The 18,692-nt window shown below is 72.0% G+C and carries 1 protein-coding gene; it reads left to right on the forward strand.

The genetic code is table 11. The annotated features are described in order from the left end of the window. The first annotated feature begins 1 nt into the window (after position 1). Positions 2-18,691, forward strand: coding sequence for an amino acid adenylation domain-containing protein (locus ABZ656_RS22395; RefSeq protein WP_360270026.1), 18,690 nt, complete (start codon positions 2-4; stop codon positions 18,689-18,691). Position 18,692: the final 1 nt, after the last annotated feature.

The raw sequence follows: 18,692 nt of genomic DNA on the forward strand, positions 1-18,692 counted from the left end.
CGTGTCGTCGGCTCAGCAAGGACTGTGGGTTGCCCAGAAAATGGCGCCCGAGTTTTCCAACAACGCGTCGATGCTTTGGGACATCTCCGGTGACGTGGACCTGGGTTCCCTGGAAGCCGCGATCCGACGGGTCTTCCAAGAAGCCGACGCCACCCTCGTGAACTTCGTGGAGCAGGCGGACGGACTCCGGCAGGTGATCGGCGCGCCCGACCGGCTGAGTCCCTTCACGCTCGACGTCAGCGCCCGACCAGACCCAGAGGCCGCCGCCTACGACCTGCTCACCGAACTCATCGGCCGCCCCTTCGACCTGGCGCGCGACCTCTTGTTCCGGGTTGGCGTCATCCGACTCGCCCCTGCCCGGCACTTCCTGGTCCAGGTGTTCCACCACGCGGTCGCGGACGGCTTCGGCGTGATGTCCCTACTGTCCGGACGGACGGCGGAGATCTACACCGCGCTGGTGAGCGGACACCCCGTGCCCGAGGCACAGTTCGACGGCGCGGAGGCGATCGCCGACGCGGACCTGCGGTACCGGGAGTCGCAGCAGTATGGCGACGACGCGCGCTTTTGGCAGGACTACCTGGCCGAGGGCGCGGAACCGGCCCGGCTGCCGGGACTTGGCACCAGCGCGTCGAAGCCGGTGGGCCCCGACCGCGACGAGCGCGGCGAACCGGCCGACCGCTGGGCCGGTTTGAGCGAAGCAATCGGCGTCGTGAGCCGCGTCGTCGCCATCCCCGGAAGCGAGGCGGCACGCTGGGAGAAGACGGCGGGCGACCTGGGCGTGCGGATGCCGACATTCCTTGCCGCGGCCGCGGCGGCCTACCTCGGGCGGCGCTCCGGGCTGCGGGAACTGCTCTTCTCGCTCAGCACCAAGAACCGGGACGCGGCGGTGCGGCGCGCACCCGGGCTGACGATGAACGTGGTGCCCATCCGGGCGAAGGTCCCCCTCTCCGCGACCTTCGCCGAGATCGCCACCGCCATGGCCGCCGAGCGCCGGACCGTCTTCGCGCACGCCCGGCACCATGTGAGTGACATCCAGCGCGGCACCGGCGCGGTCGGCACCACCCGCAGCCCGTTCGGGGTCCTTGTCAACGTGATCCCGTACGTCACCGCGCTCGACTTCGCCGGCAGCCGGGCGCACCTCTACAGCGGGGCCTGGGGAACCGTCGACGAGCTGACCATCTCGACGTACCACGACGGTCGCGACGGGGGAGACCTGAACATCCGCTTGGACGCCCCGCCCTCCCTCTACGGCGTGGCCGAACTGCGGCTGCTCGCCGAGGACCTGGTGGAGTTCGTTCGCGCTGTGGTGGCCCGGCCCGACCTCCCCGTCGGCCGGGTCGACGTCACGCGGCCAGAGCACCGCGACCTGCTGCTCACCGACGTCAACGACACCGCGAGGCCGACCCCGCGGTGCTCCGTCCCGGACCTGGTGCGGCGCCGATCCCTCGCGACCCCTGAGGCGGTCGCCGTGGTCGACGGGGACCACTCGCTGAGCCACCGGGAACTCCAGGAACAATCGGACCGCCTGGGTGCCGAGTTGAAGCGGCGTGCCGTTACCCCGGACTCGCTGGTGGCCGTGGTGCTGCCCCGGTCGGCGGAGCTAGTGGTGGCGCTACTCGCGGTCCTCAAGGCGGGCGGTGCGTACCTGCCGATCGACCCCGACTACCCCGCCGAGCGGGTGGCGCGCATGGTCCGCGACGCCCGTCCCGTGCTGACGCTCACCACCAGCGCGTTCGCCGAGGTCATGCCCGTCGGCGCCTGCCCGTCGGTCCTCCTGGACCGCCTGGGCGCCCTGCCGGACGCTTCCCTCGGAGAAGTCGGGCACCCTGACCGGCTCGCCTACGTCATGTACACTTCCGGGTCGACCGGCGCGCCCAAGGGCATCGGGATCACCCACCGCAACGTCGTCGACCTCGTCCTCGACGAACGGTGGGAGTCCGGCCAGGAGCGGGTGATGCTGCGGTCGCCGCACGTCTTCGACGCGTCCACCTATGAGATCTGGGTGCCGTTGGCCCACGGCGGACGGATCGTCGTGGCGCCGCCCGGGGACCTCGACAGCGCCGCCCTGGCGGAGCTGGTGGCCCGCGAACGCCTCTCGGCGCTGTTCATGACAACGGCGCTCTTCAACCTCCTGGTTGAGCAGGACCCCCACTGCTTCACCGGGTTGACGCAGGTGTGGACTGGTGGCGAGCGGGTCGACCCGAAGGCCGTCCGCGGCGCGGTCCGCGCCTGCCCCGGGACGGCCTTCGTGCATGTCTACGGCCCGACCGAGACGACCGTCTACGCGACCTGCCACCCGCTGGGAGCCGCGGAGGACGCCGGCGGCGAACTCCCCATCGGCCGCCCGATGAACAACACCCGCGCGTACGTGCTGGACGACGCGTTGCGCCCGGTGCCCCCGGGACGCCCCGGTGAGCTCTATCTTGCCGGGTCCGGTCTGGCCCGCGGATACCTGGACAGAGGCGGGCTCACCGCGGAGCGGTTCGTCGCCTGTCCCTACGGGCGGGCGGGCGAGCGGATGTATCGGACGGGGGACGTGGTCGCCTGGACCCCCGACGGCGAGCTGGTGTTCATCGGACGCGCCGACGACCAGGTCAAGATCCGTGGTTTCCGGATCGAACCGGGTGAGATCGCGGCGACGCTCGAAACACATCCGGCGGTCTCCCGGGCCGTGGTCGTCACCCGCGACGACCCGGGGGCGGGCGGGGGAAAGCGGCTGGTGGGCTATGCGGTGACGGCGGAGCCGACAGCCGTTGACGACGTGCGCCGGTTTTTGGCCGACCGGCTGCCGGAGTTCATGGTGCCCGCGGCCCTCGTCGTGCTCGACCGGCTGCCGGTGAACCGGAACGGGAAACTGGACCGCGCCGCGCTTCCCGACCCGGAGCTCGATCACCAGCTGTACCAGGCGCCGCGCACCTGGCGCGAGGAGACACTGGCGCGACTGTTCTCGGAGCTGACCGGCGTGGCACAGGTCGGCATCGACGACAACTTCTTCCTGCTCGGCGGGCACTCGCTGCTCGTCACCCGGCTCGTCAACCGTATCCGGGCCGAGCTGGGGGCCGAGGTCTCCATCGGCGTGGTTTTCGCCGGGCCCACGGTCGCCGAACTCGCCGGATGGCTGGACGCCGAGGCCCCCACGCGCCCGCCCCTGAGGCCGCTGCCGCGGCCCGACCACGTGCCGCTGTCCTACGCGCAGCAGCGCCTGTGGTTCCTGCACCGTTTCGAGGACCCGTCGGCCGACTACCACATTCCGGCGGTGTTCCGGCTGAGCGGCCCGCTCGACGAGGCCGCCCTCACCGCGGCGCTGACGGACGTCGTCACCCGTCACGAAGCGCTGCGCACCGTGATCGCCGAGGACGAGCAGGGAGTGCCCTACCAGCGTGTGATCCCCGAGTGCGAGACGAAGGTTGCCATCCCCGTCCACCCGGTGCGGCCGGACGACCTCGACACAGCGGTGACCGCCTCGGCAGCCCGGTTGTTCGATCTCACCCGCGACCTCCCGGTCCGGGCCGATCTGCTCCGCCTGGCGGCCGAAGAGCACGTGCTGGTCCTGGTGCTCCACCACATAGCGGGGGACGGCGTCTCCGTTCTGCCTCTCGGGCGGGACCTGTCCACGGCGTACGCTGCCCGGCTCCAAGGCGACGCGCCCGGCTGGCCACAACTGCCGGTGCAGTACGCCGACTACACGCTCTGGCAACGGCAGCTGCTGTCGGACGGGCCTGACGGAGACGGGCTGCTGGCCCGCCAGCTGGATCACTGGCGCGGCGAACTCGCGGGCGTGCCGCAGCCGATGCGGCTGCCGACCGACCGTCCGCGCCCACCGATGGCCAGTCACCGTGGCGGGCTCGTCGACTTCGGTGTCGAACCGGAACTGCTCGCAGACATAGAGCAGTTGGCGCGCGAGCGGGGCGTCACCCCTTCCATCGTGCTCCAGGCGGCGCTCGCCGTACTGCTCCACCAGGTGGGCTGCGGGGACGACCTGGCCATCGGTTCGCCGATCGCGGGCCGCACCGATGAGGCCCTCGCGGATCTGGTCGGCTTCTTCGTCAACACCTGGGTCCTGCGCGTACAGCTCTCCGCGCACCAGTCGTTCGAGCGGGTGCTCGAACAGGTCGGGGTAAAGGCGCTGGCCGCCTACGACCACCAGGACGCCCCGTTCGACCGGCTCGTCGAGATGGTCAACCCCGAGCGTTCGCTCGGCCACCACCCGCTGTTCCAGGTGATGTTCGCCTGGCAGGACGTGCTGCCCGGGTTCGACCTGGCGGGGGTGCACGCGGAGTGGACCTTCGCCTCCACCGGCACCGCCAAGTTCGACCTGCTGTTCAACATGGGGCCGGACGCCCGAGGGCGGGGGCTGCGCGGCGGCATCGAGTACGCCACCGACCTCTTCGACCGGTCGAGCGTCGAGCTGATCGCGGACCGGTACGTCCGGGTGCTGCGGCAGGTCGTTGCCGACCCGGCCCTGCCGGTGGCCGCCGTGGAGGTACGCACACCCGCTGAATGCACCGACGGGCCCCGCGACGTCCCGGCCGTACCCCGGACCACCCTGTCGCGGGAGTTCGTCCGGCGCGCCGCCGAGGCACCGGACATCCCTGCGGTCGTCCAGGGCAAGGACGAGCTGACCTACCGCGAACTGAACGACCGTGCCGACCGCTTGGCCCGCGAGCTCACCCGCCGTGGCGTCGGCCCGGAGACCGTGGTGGCGATCGCCCTGCCGCGCTCGCCGGAGTGGGCCGTGGCCGCGCTGGCGGTCCTCAAGGCCGGCGGGGCCTGCTTGCCGGTCGACCCCGCCCATCCCGCGGACCGTATCGGGCTCCTCCTGTCCGAAGCGGACCCGCGGTTGCTGGTGACCGACGAGGCGCACGCCGGGCTGCTGTCCGACGCCGATATCCCGCGCCTCTGCCTCCCGCGCGACGAGGACGGGGGTGAGGGCGCGCGACAGGAGGCGCCCGGCCAGGATCTGTCCCACCCCGACGGCCTGGCCTTCCTGCTGTTCGTGTCGGGGCGCGATGGGCGCCCGCACGGGGTGGGCCTGACACATCGCAACCTGCTGTCGTCGATCACCGCCACCGGCGCGGACGGCGGTCTCGGCCGGGACGACGTCTGGGCCTGGCACCACTCGCCCGCCTCGGATGTCGCGGTGTGGGAACTGTGCGGTGCCCTGCTGCACGGCGGTGCCGCGAGGGTCGTCCCCGAGGAGGTGCGGCACTCTCCCGAGGCGCTCAAGAGCCTTGTCGGCTCCGACGACACCACCGTGCTCGCCCTCGAACCGGCCGCGTACGGCGAGCCGGACGCCCTGGCGAGGAACGGCACCGAATACCGGCTCGGCGCACGGTCCCGCACCGTGTTCCTGGTCGGTGAGGGGCCCGAGCCCGAACGGCTCGACGCGTGGTCCGCGTGGCTGCCCGGCGCCCCCGCGGTGGTCGCCATGTACGGCTACACCGAGTCGGCCCTGTGCACGGCGGCGGCGCACGAGCCGTCCGGCGCCGATCGCGTGCGCCTCCTCGGCCCCGGGCTGATGCCGCTGCCGCAGGGCGCGGTGGGGGAGGTGTACCTCGCCGGGGCCGGCGTCGCGCGCGGCTACCAGGGCCGTCCCGGCGTCACCGCCGAGCGGTTCGTGCCGGATCCGTTCGGGCCGCCGGGCTCGAGGATGTACCGCACCGGTGACTTGGCGCGGCGTACCGCGGCTGGGGCACTGGAGTTCGTCGACACCATCGGCACGCGGGTGCGGGTGGAGGGCCTCCTGGTCGAACCAGCCGAGGTGGAGGCGGCGTTGGTGTCCTACCCGGGCGTTGCGCGTGCCGCCGTTCTGACCAAGGATGACCACGCCGACGGTCGGCAGCTGGTGGCCTATGTGGCTGCGGCTCGGACGGCCGGGGACGCCGACGTGGACCTGACGGCGGGCATCTCGGTCGCGGACCTCCGGGCCTTCGTGGCGCGCCGCCTGCCGGAGCCCATGGTGCCCGCCACGATCGTTGTCCTCGACCGGCTGCCGGTGACCCCTGCGGGCGAGGTGGACCGCGCCGCGCTGCCCGAGCCGGACGCGGCCCCCGGGTCGTACCGGGGGCCCGAGTCGGCGGTCGAGGAGGTCCTGGCCGCGATCTACGCCGAGGTGCTCGGCCTCGACCGGGTCGGCGTGGACGACGACTTCTTTGCCGCGGGTGGCGAGAGCATCCGGTCCATCCAGGTAGCGGTACGCGCACGCGCGGCCGGAATCGGGATCGACCCCAGGCAGGTGTTCGAGCACCGGACCGTCGCCCGCCTCGCCGTGGCCGCTGACACGGCCACGGGCGACCGGGACACCGCGTTGGCCGAACTCGAGGGCGGTGCCACCGGATGGATGCCGCTGTCGCCGATCGCCCAGTACGTCCTCGGTCTCGGCGGGAGCTGCGCGGCCTTCGCGCAGAGCATGGTTCTCACGCTGCCGCCCGACCTGGGCGAGGCCGGGCTGACCGCGACCGTAACGGCGGTCCTCGACCACCACACCGTCCTGCGTTCCCGCCTGGTGGTGGAACCCGAGCCTGGTCTGGTGGCCGGCGAGCCCTTGTCCACGGCCGGCCTGATCCGGCGCGCCGAGTGGGCCGGAGAGACGACCGGGGAGGGCTGGCAGCGGCGCCTGGATGAGGAAGCCAGGGCCGCCGCGGCGGAACTCGACCCGGCCGCGGGCGTGATGGCACGGATGGTGTGGTTCCCCGGCGTCGGACGCCTGGTGGTGGTGTTGCATCACTTGGTGGTGGATGGGGTGTCGTGGCGGGTGTTGTTGGGGGATTTGGCGGCTGCGTGGCGTGGGGTGCGGGGTGGGGGTGTGCCGGTTTTGCCGGTGGGTTCGACGTCGGTGCGGCGGTGGTCGCATGCGTTGATGGAGGAGGCGTCGAGTCCGGGGCGGGTGGAGGAAGTGGCGTGGTGGAGGGGGGTGTTGGCGGGGTCTGATCCGTTGGTGGGTTCGCGGGTGCTGGATCCGGCGGTGGATGTGATGGCGTCGGTGGACCGTGTGCGGGTGGAGTTGTCGGCTGGGGTGACGGGGGTGTTGTTGAGGGGGCTGCCGGCTGCGTATCGGTGTGGTGCGGTGGATGGTCTGGTGGCTGCGTTGGCGGTGGCGGTGCGGTCCTGGCGTGGTGGTGATGAGGGATCGGTGGTGCTCCGTATGGAGGGGCATGGCCGTCAGGAGGAGGTGATTGCGGGGGCGGATCTGTCGCGGTCGGTGGGTTGGTTCACGAGTATGTTCCCGGTCCGTGTGGATGTGGCCGGGGTGAATCTGGGTGATGTGTTCTCCGGTGGGGGTGCGGTTGGCGGGTTGGTGAAGTCGGTCAAGGAGCAGTTGGCGGCCGTTCCGGACAAGGGGATCGGTTATGGCCTGTTGCGTTTCCTGAATCCGCGGACTCGTGGTGAGCTGGCGGATCTGCCGCACGGGCAGATCACCTTCAACTACCTCGGAGACCTGCTGGCCGACGGCCGTACCGACCCAACGCGTGACGGATGGGTCCCGGCCCCCGAGGGGGGTGGCCTGCAGGCGCCTCCGCCCGCGGACCTGCCCGCGATGGCCGCACTGGACATCTCCGCCGCGGTCACCGGCGAGGAGCCCCGGCTCTCCGCGGTGTTCAGCTTCCCCACCGGCGTGCTGTCCCAGGCCGAGGTGCGGGAGTTGGCCGATCTGTGGACCGCCGCACTCGATGGACTGGCCCGCCATGTCAGCGGCCGGGACGCGGGCGGCCTCACCCCCTCCGACCTCCCACTGGTCAGGGTGAGCCAGCAGGAGATCGACCGCTGGGAGGCCCGCTTCCCCCGGCTCGTCGACGCCTGGTCGCTGACGCCGCTCCAGGCGGGACTGCTGTTCCACGCCACGCTGGCCGACACCTCCTTCGACGCCTACCAGATCCAGCTGGCCTTCCACCTGCGCGGACACGTGGACGCGGACCGCATGCGGGCCGCGGGACAGGCGCTGATCGAGCGGCACACCAGCCTGCGAACCGCGTTCGTGACTGCGGACGACGGGGAGCCGGTGCAACTGGTCGTAGAGGGCGTGAGCCTGCCCTGGCGAGAGATCGATCTGAGGGACCTGCCCGACGACGAAGTCCCCCGTGCTGTCGACCGGTTCCTCGCCGAGGACCTGGACGAGCACTTCGCGCTGGACAGCCCGCCGCTGCTGCGGATGACCCTGGTACGTACCGGCGCCGACCGCGCCGAACTCGTCCTCACCTCGCACCACCTGCTGTTCGACGGCTGGTCCCTGCCGGTCCTGATGACCGAGCTGCTGCGGCTCTACACCACTGCGGGCGCCCCGGCCGGACTGCCCGGGCCGCGCGACTTCCGGCTGTTCCTGGAGTGGCTGGCCACACGGGACCAGGCGGCCTCGGCACGGGTCTGGGCCGACGAACTCGACGGCGTCGAGGAACCCACCCTGCTCGCCCCCGCACTGACCGGGCCCGGGGGCGCCTGCGGCCACGACGCCGCCGGGATCGGGAGGCTCGGAATACCGCTGTCCGCCGCGGACTCGATGCTCTTGACCCGGCGCGCGGCCGAACTCGGCGTCACCGTCAACACCATGCTCCAGAGCGCCTGGGGCCTGCTGATCGCCCAGCTCACCGGGCGGCAGGACGTCGTGTTCGGCGCCACGGTCTCCGGCCGCCCGCCCGCCGTCGCCGGAGTGGACACGATGGTCGGCCTGTTCGTCAACACGGTGCCGACGCGCGTGCGGTTCAGCCCGGCGGACACCGTCGCCGACCTGCTGAGGGGATTGCAGCAGCGGCAGGCCGCGCTGCTCGAACACCACCACCACGGGCTCACGGAGTTGCACGGGCTGACCGGCCTCGACGTGCTGTTCGACACCCTCGTCGCCTACGAGTCCTACCCGGTCGACCGGGCGGGGATCAGCGAGGCCAACACCGCGGCAGGCGTGGAGATCACGGGCATCCGCCCGTTCACGGTCACCCACTACCCGCTCACCGTGCTCGCCTCAGCTGACCCGCACCTGCGCGTCACGCTGCAGTATCAACGACAGTCTCTGAGCCCCGCGTTGGCGGACGAGCTCGCGATGCGGCTCGCGCACGTGCTGCGTCTGCTCGCCGGTGAGCCCGGCACCCGGCTGGCCGAGCTGGACCTGCTGCTGCCCGGCGAGCACGACCGGATGCTGTACACGCACAACGACACCGCCGTGCCGCCGACCGGACTCACCGTGCCCGAGCTGATCGCACGACAGTCAGCCCGCACGCCCGATGCGGTGGCCGTCACCGACGAGCACAGCTCGATGACCTACCACGAACTCGAGGTCAGGGCCAACCAGTTGGCGCACGCGCTCATCGCCCGCGGCGCGGGACCGGAGTCCGTGATCGCCGTGGCGCTGCCGCGGTCCGCCCGGTTGGTGGCGGTGATCCTCGGCGTCCTCAAGTCCGGAGCGGCCTACCTTCCCGTCGATCCGGGTTTCCCCGGAACCAGGCTCGACCACGTGCTGTCTGACGCCCGGCCCCTGCTGATCCTCACCGACGACGCGACCGCGGCGGAACTGCCGTGTCCCGACATCCCCCGGCTCCTCCTCGACGCGATCACCACGCCGACGGACACCGACCCGGGACGACGGGCGCGCCCGGACAACGCCGCCTACCTGATGTACACCTCGGGGTCCAGCGGCACGCCCAAGGGCGTCACGATCCTGCACGGCAACGTGGTCAACGGCGTGGCGGGCCTGGTGGACCGCTTGGACGTGCCGCCGGGGCGGCGGACGCTGGCCAGTACGTCGATCTCCTTCGACGTGTCGGTGTTCGAGATGTTCACCACGCTGAGCACCGGCGGCACCGTGGAAGTCGTCCGCGACGTGTTGGTGCTGGGAGAGCGGGAGGGCTGGGACGGCGGCGTGCTCAGCACGGTGCCCTCCGCGTTCGGTGAGCTCGCCGAACGGCTGGCCGGACGGGTCACTGCGGACGCCGTGGTGTTCGCCGGTGAGGCGCTGTCCGCCGGGCTCGCCGACCGGGTCCGGCAGACGCTGCCTGGCGCCCGCGTCGTCAACGCCTACGGACAGAGCGAGACGTTCTACGCCACCGCGTTCACGCTGCCCGAAGAACGGGACCTGCCGGCCGACGCGGCCGTGCCGATCGGCACCCCGCTGGACAACGTACGGGTGTACGTGCTCGGCCCGGGACTGCGGCCCGTGCCCGCGGGCGTGCCGGGCGAACTGTACGTCGCCGGCGCCTGCGTGGGCCGGGGGTACCTCGGCCGGCCAGGGCTGACCGCCGAGCGGTTCGTGCCCGACCCGTTTGGACCTCCCGGCTCCCGGATGTACCGCACCGGCGATCTCGGGCGGCGCAACGCCGACGGTGACCTGGAGTACACCGGGCGGGCCGACGCACAGGTGAAGATCCGCGGGTACCGGATCGAGCCCGCCGAGGTAGAGGCGGCTCTGGCCGAGCACCCCGCGGTGGGCCAGGTAGTGGTCGTCGTCGGGGACACCGGGACCGAACGACGTCTCGTGGCCTACGTGACGCCCAGCGGCCCGGCAGCGGAGGAGGAGGTGCGCGCCTTTGCCGAGACCCGGCTGCCGTCGTACATGGTGCCCGCGGCCGTCGTGCTGGTCGACCGCTTCCCGCTGACGCCCAGCGGCAAGCTCGACCGACGCGCCCTCCCGGAGCCGGAGTTCACCGGCACCGCCTACCGCGCGCCGCGCACCACGGGCGAGGACGCCCTGGCGCGGTTGTTCGCCGACGTACTCGGGCTCGAGCGTGTCGGCGTAGACGACGACTTCTTCGCGCTGGGCGGGCACTCCCTGTTGGCCACCCGCCTCGTCGGCCGGATCCGCGCCGAACTGGGCGTGGAGATACCGATCCGCGCCGTGCTCGAGACGCCGACGGTCACCCGGCTGGCCGCACGGCTACGGGAACGCACACGGGTCCGGCCCGCGCTGACCCGCGCCCCGCGCCCCGACCGCGTCCCGCTGTCCTACGCCCAGCGCCGCATGTGGTTCATCGACCGCTTCGAGGGGCCGTCCACCACCTACAACCTGCCGCTCGCCGTCCGCCTGCACGGCGTGCTCGACGTGCCCGCGCTCGGCGCGGCGGTCGTGGACGTGCTGGTGCGGCACGAGAGCCTGCGCACGCTGATCGCCGAGGACGGGACCGGAACCGCGTACCAACACGTGCTCCCCGCCGCGCAGGTGATGCCGGACGTCCCGGTCCTGCCGGTGACTGAGGACGAAGTGCCCGGTCTGATCGCCGAGTCCGCAGCGCACGAGTTCGACCTGTACTCCGAACTGCCCCTGCGGACCCGGCTGCTGAGCCTCGCACCGGACGAGCACGTGCTCGTCCTCGTGGTCCACCACATCGCCGCCGACGGAGGGTCCGCCGCACCGCTGACCCGGGATTTGTCCGTCGCCTATGCGGCCCGGTGCGGCGGCACGGCACCGCACTGGCCGGACCTGCCGGTGCAGTACGCCGACTACGCGCTCTGGCACGCCAACCTGCTCGGTGAGGAGAGCGACCCAGGCGGCCTGCTGGCCGAACAGGTCGGCCACTGGCGTGCGGAACTTGGCGGCGTCCCGGCGCCCCTGGCCCTGCCAACCGACCGGCCCAGGCCCCCAGTGGCGAGCCATCGCGGTGACCGCGTCGACTTCGCGATCGACACAGACCTCATGGCGGAGGTCGACGAGCTGGCGCGCTCTTGCAGGGCGACCACCGCGATGGTCCTCGAAGCGGCGCTGGCCGTGCTGCTGCACCAGCTGGGCGCGGGCGACGACATCACCATCGGCTCGCCGATTGCGGGCCGCACGGACGAGGCGCTGACCGACATGGTGGGGTTCTTCGTCAACACCTGGGTGCTGCGCGCCGATCTGTCCGGCAACCCTTCGTTCGCCCGGGTCCTGGAGCAGGTGCGGGGGAAGGCGCTGGCGGCCTACGACAACCAGGACGCGCCCTTCGAGCGGCTGGTGGAGCTGCTCAATCCGGACCGGTCCACCGCGTACCACCCGCTGTTCCAGGTCATGTTCGCCTGGCAGAACACGGACCCGCTGGAACTCGACCTGCCCGGCCTGCGCGTGGCCGTCGAGCAGGTGCCGGCGCTCACCGCCAAGTTCGACCTGCTGGTCAACCTCGCCCCCGACTCCCAAGGAGGCGCGGCCGGAGCCATCGAGTTCGCTGGCGACCTGTTCGACCGGGAGAGTGTCGAGGCGATCGGTGACCGCTTCGTCAGGGCGCTGCGCCGGGTCGTCGCGGAGCCGCAGACGCGCATCGGCTCCGTCGACGTCCTGAACGACGGCGAGCGGGCGCAACTGGTCCGCACGCTCCAGGACACCGAGGCACCACTGCCCGCCCTGACGGTCACCGACCTGTTCGTGCGGCAGGCCGAGCGGACACCGGACGCGACCGCGTTGGTGTGCGGGGACACGGAACTGACCTACCGACAGCTGAGGACCCGGGCGGTCCGGCTCGCCGCGGAACTGGCCGAGCGCGGGGTGGGCCCCGAGGCGCTGGTGGCCGTCGCGCTGCCCAGGACCACGGACCTGGTGGTGGCGGTCCTGGCTGTGCTGATGTCAGGCGGTGTCCATCTGCCCGTCGACCCGGCTCACCCCAGCCGGCGCCTGGGGCACGTACTGGCCGACGCCCGACCGCACCTGGTCCTGACCGACGCCGCCACGGAGGCCGGGCTGCCGCTCGACGGCCTGCCCCGGCTGCTGCTCGACGGGCTGCCGCTCGACCGGCCGCACGACGTGCCGGACCAGGCCCTGCCCGGCGCACGGCCGGACAACCTGGCCTACCTGATGTACACCTCCGGGACCACTGGCACTCCCAAGGGCGTAGGCATCACCCACGAGGCACTCACCAACGGCGTGCTCGCGCTGATCGGCACGGTGGGGGTGACCCGGCGCACACACCTGGTCGCCGGAACCTCGATCAACTTCGATGTGTCGCTGTTCGAGCTGTTCACCACGCTGTGTGCGGGCGGGACCGTGGAGCTGGTGCGGGACGCCCTCGTCCTCGGCGAACGGGACACCTGGACTGCCGGAGTGCTGAGCACCGTGCCGTCGGTGGCCGCCGGGCTGGCGGACGACCTCACCGGCCGCGTCGGCGTCGACGCGGTGGTCCTCGCCGGAGAAGCGCTGACGACCGTGCTGGCACGGCAGGTTCGCGAGGCACTGCCCGGCGCACGGCTGATCAACGCGTACGGGCAGAGCGAGTCCTTCTACGCCAGTGCCTTCGAGGTGACCGGCACCGACGGACTGCCCGACGCGGGCGTGGTGCCGGTCGGCAAGCCCCTGGCCAACATGCGGATGTACGTGCTGGGCCCCGGACTCGCCCCGGCCCCGCCGGGCGTGGGCGGCGAACTCTACGTCGGCGGCCTCATCGGCCGCGGCTACCTTGGCCGCCCCGGTCTCACCGCCGAGCGGTTCGTGCCGGATCCGTTCGGCCCGCCGGGCTCGAGGATGTACCGCACCGGCGACCTGGCGCGGCTCAACCCAGACGGACAGGTCGAGTGCGTCGGACGTGCCGACGCGCAGGTGAAGGTGCGCGGGTTCCGTATCGAACCGGGCGAGATCGAGGCCGCACTCACCGGGCACCCCGGGGTGGCCCAGAGCGCGGTGGTCGCGCGGGACGACGCCAGCGGCGGCAAGCGGTTGGTCGCCTACGTGGTGCCGGTGGACCCGGGCGCCCTGGAGGACGTCGACCTGACGGCGGGGATGTCGGTCACGGAGCTGCGCGGCCACCTCGCGGCCCGGCTGCCCGACTACATGGTGCCGTCCGCGTTCGTCGTCCTCGACCGGCTCCCGTTGAACGCGAACGGCAAGCTGGACCGCGCCGCGCTGCCCGAGCCAGAGGCGACCGGCGGCACCTACCGGGCCCCCGGGGCGGTGGCGGAGCAGGTCCTCGCGGGGGTCTACGCCGAGGTGCTCGGGCTCGACCGCGTCGGTGTGGACGACGACTTCTTCGCCATCGGCGGGGACAGCATCCGTTCCATCCAGGTGGTCGCCCGGGCGAAGGCGCTGGGGCTGTCCGTCGCCCCGCGCCAGATTTTCGAATGCCGGACAGTGGCCGAACTCGCCCGCGTCGCACGGCCGACGGGCGAGGACGGCAACACCCCGGTCCTTGCGGAGCTGCCCGGGGGCGGCGCGGGCTGGATGCCGCTGATGCCCATGGCCCGATACCTGCTCGAACTGGGCGGCGGCCACGACCGGTACGCCATGTCGATGGTCCTCGAACTCCCCGAGGGGATGACCGAGCACGGCCTGGCCGCGACCCTGGCCGCCGTGATCGACCGGCACGATGCGCTGCGCTCCACACTCCTGTCCTCGCCCGAGCCCGGCCTGACCGTCGGCGAACCCGGAACGGTGGACGCCACGGCGTGGATTCGCGTCGTGGACGGGGTCCGGGCGGATGAGTGGGAGCGACGGGTCGAGGACGAACTGGACGCCGCCGCCGCACGGCTCGCCCCGGCCGCAGGCGTGATGGGCCAGTGCGTCTGGCTGCGACCGGAGATCGGCCCCGGCCAACTCCTCCTGGTGTTGCATCACTTGGTGGTGGATGGGGTGTCGTGGCGGGTGTTGTTGGGGGATTTGGCGGCTGCGTGGCGTGGGGTGCGGGGTGGGGGTGTGCCGGTTTTGCCGGTGGGTTCGACGTCGGTGCGGCGGTGGTCGCATGCGTTGATGGAGGAGGCGTCGAGTCCGGGGCGGGTGGAGGAAGTGGCGTGGTGGAGGGGGGTGTTGGCGGGGTCTGATCCGTTGGTGGGTTCGCGGGTGCTGGATCCGGCGGTGGATGTGATGGCGTCGGTGGACCGTGTGCGGGTGGAGTTGTCGGCTGGGGTGACGGGGGTGTTGTTGAGGGGGCTGCCGGCTGCGTATCGGTGTGGTGCGGTGGATGGTCTGGTGGCTGCGTTGGCGGTGGCGGTGCGGTCCTGGCGTGGTGGTGATGAGGGATCGGTGGTGCTCCGTATGGAGGGGCATGGCCGTCAGGAGGAGGTGATTGCGGGGGCGGATCTGTCGCGGTCGGTGGGTTGGTTCACGAGTATGTTCCCGGTCCGTGTGGATGTGGCCGGGGTGAATCTGGGTGATGTGTTCTCCGGTGGGGGTGCGGTTGGCGGGTTGGTGAAGTCGGTCAAGGAGCAGTTGGCGGCCGTTCCGGACAAGGGGATCGGTTATGGCCTGTTGCGTTTCCTGAATCCGCGGACTCGTGGTGAGCTGGCGGATCTGCCGCACGGGCAGATCACCTTCAACTACCTCGGCCAGTTCACCACTGCCGACATGCCCGGACGCGACGAGGGCTGGACCGCGATCACCACGGTCGACGCGCCTGCCCCGGACGACGACCTGCCCGCGATGGCCGCACTGGACATCTCCGCCGCGGTCACCGGCGAGGAGCCCCGGCTCTCCGCGGTGTTCAGCTTCCCCACCGGTGTGCTGTCCCCGTCCGAGGTGCGAGAGTTGGCCGATCTGTGGACCGCCGCACTCGATGGACTGGCCCGCCATGTCAGCGGCCCGGACGCGGGCGGCCTCACCCCCTCCGACCTCCCACTGGTCAGGGTGAGCCAGCAGGACATCGAGCTGTGGGAACGGCGCTACCCGGCGCTCGCGGACGTCTGGCCGGCCACCCCGATGCAGTCCGGCCTTCTGTACCACAGTCTGCTCGCCGGTGCTTCATTCGACGCTTACCACGTCCAATTGGTGCTCCACCTGGACGGAGCTGTGGACCCGGCGCGCATGCGGGCCGCCGGGCAGGCCTTGCTCGACCGGCACGCGAACCTGCGCACCGCGTTCGTTACCGACTCCCGTGGACAACAGGTCCAGCTCGTGCTGGACCGGGTGGAACTGCCCTGGCGCGAGTACGACCTCCGTATACCTGGGACGGTGGGAGAAGCGCTGCAGTCGGCGGGCGAAACGCCGCAGACGGTGGACGAACTCGAGCGGCTGCTGGCCGAGGACCACGCGGCCCACTTCGAGCCCGACGTGCCGCCGCTGCTGCGGATGACCCTGGTACGTACCGGCGCCGACCGCGCCGAACTCGTCCTCACCGCCCACCACGCGCTGTTCGACGGCTGGTCCCTGCCGGTCCTGATGAAGGACCTGCTGCGGCTGTACGGATCCGGCGGCGACGCCGCCAAGCTGCCGAGGGCGCGCGGCTACGCCGACTTCCTGACGTGGCTGTCCGCACGGGACCGGGCACAGTCGCTCCGGGCCTGGGCGCGTGAACTCGAAGGGCTTGAAGAGCCGACGATGCTCGTCCCGGGCGCCGACAGGCAAGCGGCCGAGGGGGCGCTCGCCCAGCTCGAGGTGCCCGTGCCGCCGGGGGTTGCCCGTGAGCTGTCCCGACGGGCGGCCGAACTCGGCGTCACGATGAGCACCCTCGTCCAGGGGGCGTGGGCGGTTCTGCTGGGGATGCTGACCGGCCGCCGGGACGTCGTGTTCGGCGCCACGGTCTCCGGGCGGCCACCCGCGGTCGGCGACGTCGACGAGATGGTCGGGCTGTTCGTCAACACCTTGCCCGTGCGCGTGCGGTACTCGCCCGCGGACACCCTCGCCGACCTGCTCGCCGGTCTGCACGACCGGCAGGGCGTCTTGATGGACCACCACCACTGCGGACTGCCTGAGATCCAGCAACAGACTGGACTGGGAACCCTGTTCGACACCCTCGTGCTGTTCGAGTCCTATCCGATCGACCGGGCGGGCCTCACCGAGGCCAACACGGCCGCGGGCATCGCCATCACCGGCATCCGGTCCTCGACCGGCACGCACTATCCCCTGATCGTCGCCGCCGACGCCTCCCCGCATCTGCGGGTGGGCCTGCAGTACCGGCCCGACCTCGTCGACGGGGACCAGGCGCGCGACATCGCCGCCCGGCTCGCCCGCCTATTGACGCGCTTCGCGGCCGACCCCGACGCACCGATCGGGTCCGTGCAGGCACTGGACCCGGCCGAACGTGACCTGCTCCTGCACGAGTACAACGCCACCGTACGGCCGATGCCGCCCGAGACCGTCCCGGAGCTGTTCGCACGCCGGGCCCGCGCCACCCCGGACGCCATCGCCGTGATGTCCGGCGAGGTCACGCTCACGTACCAGGAGCTGGACAGCCGGGCCAACCGGGTCGCGCACTGGCTCGTGGAGCGGGGCGTCGGCCCCGAGCGGCGGGTGGCGCTGGCGGTGCCACGGTCGGCGGACCTGGTGGTGGCGGTCCTCGCGGTGCTGAAGGCAGGCGGCGCCTACGTCCCCGTCGACCCGGACCATCCCGCGGCCCGCACCGACTTCGTGCTGCGCGACGCGGACCCGGTCCTGGTAGTCGACACCGAGACCCTGGCCCAGGACTTTTCGCGGTACCCGGACGTGGCACCGGACGCCGGGCGCGCCTCGATGGCGGAACTGGCCTACGTCATCTACACATCGGGCTCGACCGGGACACCCAAGGGCGTCGCGGTGTCGCACGCCTCCCTCGTCAACTTCCTGACGGCGATGGGGGAGCAATTCGCGCTGCGGCCGCACGACCGGCTGCTTGCGGTCACGACCCTGGCGTTCGACATCGCGGCACTGGAAGTGTTCCTGCCCTTGCTGTCCGGCAGCGGCGTGGTGATGGCGGCACGGGAGGACCTCGCCCAGCCCGCCGCGCTGGCCGACCTGATTTGGCGCCACCGGGTCACGGTGGTTCAGGGCACGCCGTCGCTGTGGCAGATGCTGATCAGCCACGACCCCGAAATGCTTCACGGAATCCGGGCGTTGGTGGGCGGAGAGGCGTTTCCGGCCGACCTGGCCGAGGCCCTCGGCCGGTCCGCGGACCAGGTCACCAATCTCTACGGGCCCACCGAAACGGCCATCTGGTCCACCACGTCGCCGGTCACCGCATGCGACGCGGCGCCACCGATCGGCCGACCGATCGCCAACACGCGGGTCTACGTGCTGAACGAGGACCTCCGTCCGGTGCCGCCCGGCGTCGTGGGCGAGCTCCACATCGCGGGCGAGGGCCTGGCCCGCGGCTACGTCGGCAGGCCGGGGCTGACCGCGAGCCGGTTCGTGGCCGACCCGTTCACCGCGGGCGCGCGTATGTACCGCACCGGCGACCTCGTGCGCTGGCGCTCGGACGGAGTGCTGGAGTACCTCGGCCGAGCCGACTTCCAGGTGAAGGTCCGTGGCTACCGCATCGAACTCGGCGAGGTCGAAGCGGCGCTGCTGTCGCACCCCGAGGTGGCGCGGGCCGTGGTGACCGCCAGGGAGGAAGGCCCCGGCGACCGCCGTCTCGTGGGCTACGTGGTGCTGCGGGACGGGGACGGCGCCGGAGACGGGCCCGGGGCGCGCGGCAGCGGGACGGCGCTCGCCGCGTTGCGCGGGCACGTCGCGGCGCGGCTGCCGGACTACATGGTGCCGGCGACCGTGGTCGCCCTGTCCGAGATCCCCCTGACCCCCAACGGCAAGGTTGACCGGCGTGCGCTGCCGGCGCCCGACTACGCGCGCGCCGCCACCGGGCGCCCGCCGCGCACACCGCAAGAAGAGGCGCTGTGCCCCCTGTTCGCCGAAGCCCTGGGCCTGGAGCAGGTCGGAGTCGACGACAACTTCTTCGAGGTCGGCGGTCACTCACTGCTTGCCACGCGCCTGATCGGCCGTATCCGTACCGAGCTGGGCGTGGACGTGCCGATCAGGACGCTGTTCGGGCATCCGACGGTCGCCGGGCTCAGCAGCCGGTGGGCCGATCTGGCCGCCTCCGCCCGACCCCGCCTGCGCAAGATGACCGAGGAGTGAC

Source organism: Streptomyces sp. NPDC007095 (assembly GCF_040634475.1).
Taxonomy (GTDB): Bacteria; Actinomycetota; Actinomycetes; order Streptomycetales; family Streptomycetaceae; genus Streptomyces.